This window comes from Neptunitalea chrysea, from assembly GCF_027924145.1.
Taxonomy (GTDB): domain Bacteria; phylum Bacteroidota; class Bacteroidia; order Flavobacteriales; family Flavobacteriaceae; genus Neptunitalea; species Neptunitalea chrysea.
This window is the reverse complement of sequence record NZ_BRVP01000003.1, coordinates 223,245-234,775: the sequence shown is the minus strand read 5'-3', so window position 1 is coordinate 234,775 and position 11,531 is coordinate 223,245. Positions and strand designations below refer to the sequence as shown.

General features: G+C 33.4%; 10 protein-coding genes. 1 reads left to right on the top strand and 9 read right to left on the bottom strand.

Features of this window, described 5'->3' with window-relative positions; genetic code table 11:
• The 3 genes from NBRC110019_RS03155 to NBRC110019_RS03145 all read right to left on the bottom strand — a co-directional run.
• A partial coding sequence (locus NBRC110019_RS03155) for a type I restriction enzyme HsdR N-terminal domain-containing protein (protein ID WP_281752280.1) occupies nt 1-405 on the bottom strand: 405 nt, incomplete at its 3' end.
• 734 nt (nt 406-1,139) lie between these two features.
• The gene (locus NBRC110019_RS03150) at nt 1,140-1,595 is read right to left on the bottom strand and encodes a DUF2059 domain-containing protein (RefSeq protein WP_281752278.1); all 456 of its coding nucleotides are present in this window, start codon (nt 1,593-1,595) and stop codon (nt 1,140-1,142) included.
• Between the two features lie 20 nt (nt 1,596-1,615).
• Nucleotides 1,616-2,287: a porin family protein gene (locus NBRC110019_RS03145; RefSeq protein WP_281752276.1), complete on the bottom strand. Its 672-nt coding sequence runs from the start codon at nt 2,285-2,287 to the stop codon at nt 1,616-1,618.
• Between the two features lie 436 nt (nt 2,288-2,723).
• Here NBRC110019_RS03145 and dcm point away from each other — a divergent pair, with 436 nt between their 5' ends.
• Nucleotides 2,724-3,962: a DNA (cytosine-5-)-methyltransferase gene (dcm, locus tag NBRC110019_RS03140; protein WP_373876989.1), complete on the top strand. Its 1,239-nt coding sequence runs from the start codon at nt 2,724-2,726 to the stop codon at nt 3,960-3,962.
• Here the strand turns inward: dcm and NBRC110019_RS03135 are convergent.
• The 6 genes from NBRC110019_RS03135 to abc-f all read right to left on the bottom strand — a co-directional run bounded on the left by NBRC110019_RS03135 (nt 3,938) and on the right by abc-f (nt 11,515).
• Nucleotides 3,938-4,702, bottom strand: coding sequence for an Eco47II family restriction endonuclease (locus NBRC110019_RS03135; protein WP_281752271.1), 765 nt, complete (start codon nt 4,700-4,702; stop codon nt 3,938-3,940). The two genes, dcm and NBRC110019_RS03135, sit on opposite strands and share 25 nt — an antisense overlap.
• Before the next feature lie 88 nt (nt 4,703-4,790).
• Nucleotides 4,791-4,973 (bottom strand): CPXCG motif-containing cysteine-rich protein, encoded by a 183-nt coding sequence (locus tag NBRC110019_RS03130; protein WP_281752269.1) that lies wholly within the window; start codon nt 4,971-4,973, stop codon nt 4,791-4,793.
• Between the two features lie 45 nt (nt 4,974-5,018).
• The gene (locus NBRC110019_RS03125) at nt 5,019-6,677 is read right to left on the bottom strand and encodes an MBOAT family O-acyltransferase (RefSeq protein ID WP_281752267.1); all 1,659 of its coding nucleotides are present in this window, start codon (nt 6,675-6,677) and stop codon (nt 5,019-5,021) included.
• A 19-nt stretch (nt 6,678-6,696) separates the two neighbouring features.
• The gene (locus NBRC110019_RS03120; RefSeq protein WP_281752265.1) at nt 6,697-7,989 is read right to left on the bottom strand and encodes a GDSL-type esterase/lipase family protein; all 1,293 of its coding nucleotides are present in this window, start codon (nt 7,987-7,989) and stop codon (nt 6,697-6,699) included.
• Entirely contained in the window at nt 7,990-9,537 is a 1,548-nt protein-coding gene (locus NBRC110019_RS03115) for a GDSL-type esterase/lipase family protein (protein WP_281752263.1), read from the bottom strand.
• Between the two features lie 64 nt (nt 9,538-9,601).
• On the bottom strand, nt 9,602-11,515 hold the full coding sequence (gene abc-f / locus NBRC110019_RS03110) for a ribosomal protection-like ABC-F family protein (RefSeq protein WP_281752261.1): 1,914 nt from the start codon (nt 11,513-11,515) through the stop codon (nt 9,602-9,604).
• Nucleotides 11,516-11,531: the final 16 nt, after the last annotated feature.

The following is an 11,531-nucleotide window of genomic DNA, read 5'->3' as shown; positions in this document are numbered from 1 at the left end:
TATGGGTGCGCCCGTGGCATTGCAATAACTTTTTAGCTGCTCTTTACCGTCCTTTAATTTTGGCTTTTTAAGCTCAACCATTATGTAGATGGCTCTCGTATCTTTTTTATCAAATACTACAATATCTGCTCTTTTTTTCTCTCTTCCGAAACTAACAGCATACTCCAACTCCATACGTTCAAAAGGATAATCGTACACTTCGTTAAGTACTATTAAATAAAGCTGTCTTATAGCTTCTTCGGGAGTAAGCTTAATATCTCTATTTCTAACTAAACAGGTAATATATGGTACTTTTTTATCTCTAACATCTTTAAGAAAAATAGATGATTCAAATCGTTCAATCTGTTCCGGCTTAAACTGAGTAAGTTTATAACTCGAGTCTTTTAATATATCGGTAAGGGTCATTACTACAATATTTTTAAATATATTTTCAACTATCTTATGACAAAGATAGAGTGCTTTTGTTTCAAATTGGAGGTAAGAAATGTCTTTTTCGTTCTGAAAAGCAAATTTTTCAAATTTTAAAACACTTAATTTTCTTAGGAGAAAAAGCTGTAACTCTTGTAAAGATATGTTTTTTATACAAAATATTTTGTATTTAGTTAAAAATATTCATAACACTAAATCCAATACCAGAAAAGGCTGCAAGGACATAACTAACTACAAAGTTTCACCATTATGAAAGTATCAGAAATATGAGCAACCTACTCAAATAAAAATACGAGGGAGTTAGCCAACTCAACTAAGAATGCTTATGATATTACATTAGCCTATTGGGATAAAAGAATTACGGGAATCTTAAAAAGACGATTCCCTACCCGTACATAATCACCTCTGCCTGAACCCTACCTTCGCAAAATTCAATTTGTCTCGTCCCAAAGTTCTTCCGGCTTTAAACACAATGGCTTCAACAATATAGTTGTTGATTTTTCTCCCAGTGCTAAGCGTTGTGAAAAAATGAGGTGGACTTGCAAACTAAGCCTAAAATAAACAATAATTTTTAATATGAGGTATCTTTAATCTTTCTACTCGCAAGCCAATCTATTACAATACTTTACAGGCAATACTTTATAATCTCGATTAATGAATAAAAAAGAGAAACAGTGTTTCCCTTTTTTAGATATCTTAAAATGTTAAAATTAGTTTTTCTCTAATTCAGCTTGAACCTCCTCGGCAACTTTTCTCCCCCATAACTGTCCTATTTGCATAGATTCTTCCATAATTGCAGGTGTTTTTTCAACTAACTTTTTTCCTATATCAGTTTTATAAAAAGCTATAAGTTGATCTAAATCTTCTGCTGTAAAATTCTTCTTATATACAGGAACTAACATATCTGTTAATTCATTCAACGATTCTTTCAACATTCTTTCTTCTAGCTTATCCAAAAACAGAACTAATTCTTGGTTATCACTATTCTTATCTTTATACATTTTTAAAATGTTTCCTACAGCCGTTTTAAATACTTGTTCACTTCCACCTAATATCAACAATTCATCTACCTTATCTCTATATGTATCGGTACTGTCTTCAGACTGAGCATTTGCCTGTTGTATTGTTCCGGCAACAATCAAAAACAATAAAATCATTTTTCTCATTATTATATGTATTTAATTCATTATAAAATTCCGTAAGACAATCCTAATTGTACAACAGAAGTACGCATTTCATCTCTTACCAGCACTCCGTAGCTATATCTGGCTCCAATTTTTAAATGCTCTGTAATATAATAACCCGCATCTATATTCATATTCAGTCCAAAATTATCACTATCCTTTTCATCATACAAATCTGCCACATCTACATCGTCTAAATCTAAATCGAATCCAAAAATCTCAGCATTCCCATTTAATTTTCTACTAAGTGAATATGATATTTGTGGCCCTAAAGCAAAGTCAAATTTGGTTACCTTCATTCTAAACATTAATGGCAACATAATTATTTTCTCAGTAGCATCTAAATTAACATCTCCCTCTAAATTAAATGGAATAGTCAAATCCATTAAGGCTAATAAGTCATCAATATCTCCATCTGCTTTGGCAGTTTGGTACGAAAAAAGTAACTCAGGAGCAAAGGTTAATTTAACACCTATTGGAATACTTACAAAACCACCAATATAATAACCAAATCCACTATCGTACTCGGCATAAATTTCTTTATCTCCAACGTACTCATAACTCGCGTAGTTGGCTCCTGCAAGCACTCCAAAATTAAATCCGTTTTGAGCATTTGATTTTAATGTTCCTACAAGCCCTAAGGCTATACAACAAAAAAGTAAAGGTAATTTCATAAAAAAGAATAGTTAGTTGGTTATATTTTAATAGCGAATCATTAATCTTCATTCGGCTAACAACTTCAGGGCAAACTCATAAAGTACTTACACGAATCGTATTCTAATTTCGTTAACCGAATAAAACACTGAAAATTAAATCTTACTACTTAAGTAAAAATAAACATTCTCTACTAAAAATCTATTCTTAACAAAAAAATTGAGGTATCCACAAAAAATGAATTCATTTAATGGATAAAAAAAAATCTAAAATTGAAATTTCAAACTTTTGATATTTTTTATTCTAACACTAAAAATCACTTACAATACTCACTTTATTAAAGTAATACTAATAAAATTTAAAATGGGTATGAAAATTTTATTTAAAAAAATAGTAAAATTTAAAATAAAAACAAACTAAATTTGTAACCAATGAGTAAGGTTTAATAACTTGGTTATGAGTAATTATTTGTCACTTTCCGAAACAGCAGAATTAATAGGCAAAAGTAAAGAAACTTTAAGAAGATGGGATAAAGAAGGTATTTTAAATGCCGTAAGAGAACCTGTATCAAATTACAGAGTTTATAAGAAATCTGACGTTCAAAATTTCTTAGGTATTCTATTTGACGAAACTTATGAAGATGAAGTCTCTAATTTTGTAGAACCTCAAAATGAATATGCTGTTTTAGAACTATTTGCAGGAGCTGGAGGTTTGGCTATAGGCTTGGAAAAAGCAGGATTAAAGTGCGTTGCTTTAAACGAAATTGACAAATGGGCTTGCACAACCTTACGAAAGAACAGACCTAACTGGAATGTTATGGAGGGGGATATTAAAGAGTTTGATTTTACCCAATATGAAAACAAAGTGGATGTTGTTACGGGTGGTTTTCCTTGCCAAGCATTTAGCTATGCAGGAAAGAAACTAGGTTTAAACGATGCACGAGGAACTCTCTTTTATGAATTTGCAAGAGTAGTGCAAGAGGTTAAACCTGCTTTATGTATTGGTGAAAATGTAAGAGGTCTCCTTAGTCACGACAAAGGGAACACTCTTAAAGGCATGATTTCCATATTGGACGAAATAGGTTATAATGTTGTTTCTGTAGAAGTTCTTAAAGCTATAAATTATAGAGTACCACAGAAGAGGGAACGTTTAATTTTAGTTGGAATTCGAAAGGATATCGACATCGATTTTAAGTATCCTACACCTCATAAAAAGGTTTACAACTTAAGTGATGCCTTAAAAAAAGGTGAACTTTATGACTCCGATGTACCAGAATCAAAAGGTGCTAAATATCCAGAATACAAAAAAAAGGTACTAGATATGGTACCTCCCAAAGGTTATTGGCGAGATCTCCCTATTGACATTCAAAAAGAGTACATGGGAGGAAGCTTTTATCTGGGTGGAGGTAAAACTGGAATGGCAAGAAGAATTGGATGGGATGAACCTTCTCTAACACTAACATGCAGCCCAGCCCAAAAACAAACAGAAAGATGCCATCCGGAAGAAACACGACCATTTACTGTAAGAGAATATGCTAGAATACAAACGTTTCCTGATAATTGGGAATTTGCAGGCTCAATAGCTCAACAATATAAACAAATAGGAAATGCTGTACCTGTTAACCTTGGTCAAGAAGTCGGTTTTTCAATTATTAAATTTCTAAATAGTTATTATAACTTATCAAAGCCTAAATAATAACTATAATTTTCAAATGTTATTTGATCTAAAATTGTTCGTTTAGATGATTTTATCTCCTCTTGAATTTCAGCCAAAGCTGAATTCACTTCTGATTTTTCTCCATTATCAATAGTTTGCATAAAATCATCTATTGCTTTAGGTAGAGCTTTATAGAGATCATAAAAAGCGGTTTCACTCCCTGTAAGTAAAGCATAAAACCTATCCCCCGAAATTTTAAAAACTCTACTATGACTATATTCCTTTCCATTTATATCTCCAACCCAAGACTCATTAAAACTATTTTTTGCTAAAATCTGCACCCAATAGCATTTAGCTCTCTTGTAATCATCTGCGTATCTTGCCAGTTTTTGAAATAAAGCTTCAGCCGAACTACTATTCATGGTATTATGCTTATTCTTTATGTCGGCAAACAGCGTGTTATCCTTTGCCTTAATATCAAAACCACTTAAATTTCCCATTTCATAGCCTTCAATACCACCTAGTATTTGCTCATGAAAAGTTCCAATAGAGTTATTTATAGATTTATCTATCTGTCTTAATATTTCAGCTTCAATAATACTTTCTTCATCAAGCTTATTAAACTTTGAATCAAAAGTTAGTTTAATAGCATCTATTTTATTGTTATAAAACTTCTTTTTTGTTATTTGCTCTTTTGCCTTAACATAAGAATAGTATAAGGTTTCTATGCATTTAATGAAATGCTCATCTTTTATAAAATCAACATATCTATTTTTCATAATATTTTACGATTCTATTTATAAATCAAAAATAAGAATAATTATAACGCTTACCCATATAAAACATTTATCAATATAACAAACTACTCTACTGACCCAACTCTTGCGCAGAAAACTCAGTTAGTACACCTTCCTCATAATAAACGGTAATTTCTATAGGATTACAACACACCTCACAATCTTCTACATAGGTCTGATGACGTACTGAGGCGTCAAGTAACATAGAAATTTCTTCCCAACAATACGGACATTGAAAAAAGTGTTCCTCCATTTCTTTTTGAGAAAAGGTAATAAAAATTGACTTAACACTAGAACACTAAAACTGAAAATAAATAAAGGGCTGAAAATCGGTAGAAAACGCTTGATAACATATGATTCCAACCACCACTGCCAAGCCTATTTTAACCGGTGCCGGACTCTTACCATAAAGATCTTCTATTTTATCTTTTAGACTATAAGGGAGCCAATGCGTAACATACCCTAATAACATTACCCAAAAAACCATTTGGTAATGTACCAATATATCCCAGGCATGTGCCCAATCCATATTATGAGCTACCTGATGGTACCACCGTTGAATATGTGCCATACTATTGCCCCTAAAGTAGATACGGGTAAAGGTGATAAACAGAAAAGTAAAAAACACTTTCCAAACATGTGCCAACAAATGCGTGCTTTTCTCATACGGACTAATTTTGCGCCAGAACTTATAGGTTACAATCCCTACCCCATTAAGTCCACCCCAAATAACAAACTTCCAGGAGGCTCCATGCCATAAACCACCTATAAGCATGGTTAACATTATGTTGATATTCGTATTTATATGGTTTTTAATGGTGTCAGAAAAACGTGCTCCTAGCACTGCTGTAACTACTAGAAAAGGTATCATAATATACATGTAAATATTACCAAAAGCTAACATTACACCTCCTAAAATAATACCTAAAATAATATACGATGCTGTAGAACCTTTTCGGTTACCTCCTAACGGAATGTACAAATAGTCTCGTAACCATGTAGATAATGAAATGTGCCAACGTTTCCAGAAATTACCCGCACTATCTGCTTTGTAGGGCGAATCGAAGTTATTTGGCAACTTAAATCCCATTAATAAGGCTAATCCAATAGCTATATCTGTATACCCAGAGAAATCACCATAAATCTGCAATGAATACCCTATCATAGCCATTACATTAGCAAAACCAGAAAACATCTCGGGAGCATCAAAAACCCTATCTAGGAAATGCATGGCTATAAAGTCGGCAAAAATCATTTTTTTGATTAACCCTTTTAAGATCATGAAGGTTCCTCTATTAAAGTCGGATACCGAAATTTGTGTAGCCTTTCTAATTTGCGGAACAAAACTCTCTGCTCTAACAATAGGGCCAGCAACCAGTTGAGGAAAGAAGCTTACAAAAAAACCAAAATCTACAATAGATTTTAACGGCTTTAAATTTCCTCTATAAATATCTACACTATAACTAATTGTTTGGAAAGTATAGAATGATATACCAACGGGTAAAATAATTTTATCTACAGTAAAATAACCCTGATCTGAAAATGAATTTCCCCAATATGACAACCAGTTAAACACTTCTATATTGGTATGAAATAAATAATTGAAAGAATCTGTAAAGAAATACGCATACTTGAAATAACACAACACCAATAAGTTCACACAAACACTTATAGTTACCAGTACCTTTCGTTTTACCTTACTATTACTGTTGTATATTGTACGGCCAATAAAGAAATCTACAAGGGTACTAAATATCAAAATCCCGATAAATAATCCGCTTGTTTTATAATAGAAGAATAGAGAAATAATAAATAGATAAGCATTTCTAAGCGATACTTTCTTATAAATAAGAGCAAATATCAGATATGCAACAGCAAAAAATATCCAGAAGTCTGCCTGTGTAAATATTAACGGAGATTCCTCAGAAAACTTAAAAACTTCAAGTATTCGATTCATCTTAAAAATTTCAAGTACTCTATTCATCTAAGGATTTAAAATGAGTTAGTAAACTTTCTTCAGGTCGGTTGGTCGTGCGTTCCCATTGGCGAACCAAAGCACTTAATAATAGGTCGGCTTTAATGCTATAGCCTAAATGCGTAAAATGTATGCGGTCTCTTGGCATCAAGTGGTTTCTATACCACTTTTGAGAAGATCCTAAACCTCCCATAACAGCGTAAAAATCCCATACTGCCATTTGCCGTTTTTGAGCTAATTCAAGAATAATACGTTGTTCTTTTTGTGTATTCTTATTGGCATATTTTCTTTTGAAATACGAATCGTTAGGTACGGTTAACAAAATGGCACATTGCGGATTTACCCGTTGTATCATTTGAATAAAGTTATCGTAGTTCTCTCTAAATTTTTCTTCATCAAAATGATAGGTATAGGCATCGTTTGTACCAATAGAGATGATAAACAAATCAGGTTCATACAGCTTTAGTTGTTGCTCAAAATACGCACACTTATTATACGATTTAAAGCTCGCCCCATTAACTCCAATACTGGTATACTCAATTCCAGGCTCATCATTCATTAACTCCATACCCATTAAATAAAAACTGGCATGATTTTTACCAACCACCTCAGATTTTAATTTTATTTCTACCGCTACCGAATCTATATCTGTTTTAAAATTAAACTGACGATAGGCGTATACAGAATCTACTATAATTTCATCTACAAGTTCTTTCTCTAATACTCTAAGCTCATAATCTTTATCCCATGTATTATAAAATACACGTAGTTTGTTATAGCAATAATCCTTATCTGTATAATTCTTGTAGTTTGACTTTACATAAATGGTATCTATTTCATCCTTAAACTCCGCGGTAATACCGGCTAATCCCCAAACTACGCTATCACGTCTTGAACACCTGTAACCTTTCCATTTTTCATTATTTGCTTCAATACGATAATTGGTTGGGTTATTGGTATGTGCCAAATGATATGGAAAAACAAATCCTCTTTGACTAATACTTACATCATTCATGTTTTGTAGATAGGTACGCAGCTTGTTTGAGTAAATATCTGCCTGGATATGCGAACCTCCAATATGAAATATATGAAGCTTTTTCTTATCGCCATTGTATAAACTATCTAGCTGACTAAAGAAATAAGAAAAATAGGGAGAATCATCTGCATATTTCAATACATTTTCTCCAAAATCTATAAGTTTCGAATCCGCTTTTTCAATACTATCCAAAACATAGTGTTGTGCCTGAGTAAATGCAGACACCATTAAAAACATCGCTACTAAAATCTTCTTCATCTAAAACGTCTCTTGTTCATTTGATTGCACTTTCATTTCGTCAGTCTGTACAGGTTTCTCCGATAGGTCTAGATACAAAGCTATAAAAAATAACTCTGATATAATCTTAGTCCCTTTAGGCGTAAAATGTGTATAATCAGTACCTGCTAGTCCTTGATCTACCCAATGCTCCATTGAGTTATCACCTCCCATAGCACCAAACATATCCCAATAGGCTATATTATTCTGTAAGCACGTAGCTTTTAATTTCGCATTTAGGTAAGGTAGCAATTCATATGTATAGAAAATCCCATCCTTCGAAGTTGTCATATCAGAAGGTCCTATAAACAATATAGTTGCTTCCGGTGCCTTACGCCTTACCCAATTTACGTTACTTAGCACATACCTAGAATAATTATTTACTCCCAATGAATCTTTTAGGTAGGGTACCGTATTTCCTCCATATTGAAATATGAATACATCAGGACTCAATTGTTTCACCATGCTACCAAAGTTGGTATCAGACAATTTTTTGAACACTGTACCCGATGCACCCCGCATTGCTACATTATCGAGTGTAACACCTGTTGGCGCATCTAAAGTTAAACCGTAAAAATCAGGACTTATTTTAGAACCAAATTCAAATCTTAAATTGGTAGGTGCCTCTTTTAACTTAACCGTATATGCATGATATAAGGTATCTAGTTTTAGAGAGTCTTGCTTAATAAGGCTATCATTATTAAACACCTTTAAACTGGTAGGTGTTAAGTTACGGCCATAGTGCAATGTAACGGTATTAAATTTTCTAAAATTAGCATAGGCTCGTTTTGAATACCCTACATTAATGGTTGCATCAACTATAGGAAAAGTATCGATATCTACACTATCTATAGGAACCTGTAACGGTACTGTGAATCGAGATAGTGAAGTATACACTCCATATTTTTTGTGATTGAACCTTTTCTGGGTAGGATCAAATGCTGCATAGCGCAACCAGTTATCACTACACGTAACATTTGCACTTAATTGATGATACACCTGTTTAATAGGAATAAAACCAGGACCACCGCCTCCATAAATACCTTGTAAACGATTACGGATGTAGGCAGAAATACGATCGCCTTCTAGCTGAGAGTCTCCATAATGTATAATTCTGGAATGCGGCTTTTTAATTTGCTCACGCAACTTCGCTATAAACTCTGCTTTGTTCTCAGGATAGGCTATACGCTGTATTTTTGACGTATCAATTTTCGTAAAGTCAGGTACTTTTACTTTCTGTACTGTAGTATCTATTACTTCTTCTTCATCAACATCAGAGGTATCTCCTTCTATATCAGCTACTATAGTCTCAATTGAGTTAACAATACTATCTATTTGTTTGTTGTTTTTTTTCTTTTTAGGCTTTTCCTTGAAGAAACTCTTGGTAGTAGGATACTTTACCGTTACCCCCATCAACTGAAACCCTTCCGTTTCTTCACCATCACTCATCACCTTTGTACTTAAAGCGGTAACACCAAGCATTACCACAAGTACTGCTACTATGTAAAGGACTATCTTCTTTGGATTCATTTATTCTATTAACCTAAAAATCTTATAAACACTCCTGCTAAAATACTAAGTAATTTTGAATGAGTTACATAGAAGCCACTTCAATTTCTTCATGAATTTTCTCCCAATCCTCCATTAAACTTTCCAAAGTATCTTTTTTCTTTTGATAAATATCAAAAAAATTGGGTTTAGCTACCATTTCATCATAATTAATAGCTAGCTCAACGTCAATCTCAGCTATTTGTTTTTCTAAATCAGCAATAGTACTTTCAACCTTACTCAATCTATTTTTTAAGGATTTTATTTTCTTCTGAGCTTCATAAGATATCGCTTTGTTCTCCGTTGGCTTATTTTCTTTTACTTCATCCTTCTTTTCAATAGCTCTAAAATTATCTGCATTACGCTGCTCTAAGTAATCGTTTATGTCTCCTAGATATTCCTTAATCTTTTTGTCTTTAAACTCATATACCTTATCTGTTAGCTGCTGTAAAAAATCTCTATCGTGAGACACCAATAATAAGGTTCCTTCAAAGCTTTGCAGTGCCTGCTTTAAAACGTTTTTAGATTTTATATCTAAGTGGTTGGTAGGCTCATCCATTACCAACACGTTAAAGGGTTGTAATAGCATTTTAGCTAACGCCAAACGGTTACGCTCTCCCCCCGAAAGTACTTTTACTTTCTTATCTACATCATCTCCTCTAAATAAAAACGAACCTAATATATCACGAACCTTTGTACGATTACCATCATTTGCTGCGCTCAACATAGTATCTAATATGGTAATTTCTCCATCTAAATATTCTGCCTGATTTTGTGCAAAATATCCCAATTGCACATTATGTCCTAATTTTATATTTCCGGTGTAATTAATTTCAGTAACAATCATTTTAGCCAAGGTTGTTTTCCCCTGACCATTCTGCCCTACAAAGGCTATTTTGCTACCACGCTCTACTAATAAATCTAGTTCTTTTAGTATTTGCTTATCGCCATAGCTTTTAGAAGCTTTATCAATTTCTAGTACCACCTTACCCGGTTGTACCGATACCGGAAACTGAATATGCATTACCGCATTATCATCTTCATCAACCTCTATACGATCTATTCTATCTAATTTTTTAATTAATGATTGCGCCATAGAAGCCTTAGAAGCTTTTGCTCTAAACTTTTCAATTAACTTCTCCGTTTGCTGTATTTGCTTCTCTTGATTTTTCTGTGCCGCCAGTTGTTGTGTACGCAACTCTTCTCGGGTTACTAAATATTCTGAATACGGCTTGTTATAATCATAAATCTGGCCTAAAGAGATTTCAATAGTACGATTGGTTACATTATCTAAAAACATTTTATCGTGAGATACAATTACCACAACTCCCGAATACCCTTTAAGAAATTGCTCCAACCAAATAATCGATTCTATATCTAAATGGTTAGTAGGCTCATCTAACAGCAACACGTCATTATTTTGTAACAATAGCTTTGCCAACTCTATACGCATACGCCACCCTCCTGAAAAGGTATCTGTAATTTTTTCAAAATCTTCGCGTTTAAAACCAAGCCCTAACAATATCTTTTCGGTATCTCCCTGATAATTGTATCCTCCTAAAATTTCGTATCTGTGGGATACATCATTCAATTTTACCATTAACTCATGGTACCCCTCACTTTCGTAATCGGTACGATTAGCCAACTCATGATTTACCTGATCCATTGCCAATTCCAATGCCTTGATCTCTTCAAAGGCCTGATAGGCTTCCTCTAGTACAGTTCTCCCTAAAACAAAATCAATATCTTGTTTCAAAAACCCTATCTGTACATCTTTATCAGAGGCAATAACACCGGTATCGGGCTCCATATCTTTAGACAGTAATTTTAGCATGGTAGACTTTCCGGCACCATTTTTACCAACCAACCCTACACGGTCACCTGCATTAAGTCTAAACGAGACTTCTTCAAATAAATAAACTCCCCCAAAGGATACTGATAAATTATGTATATTCAACATTATTTTGTGACTATAG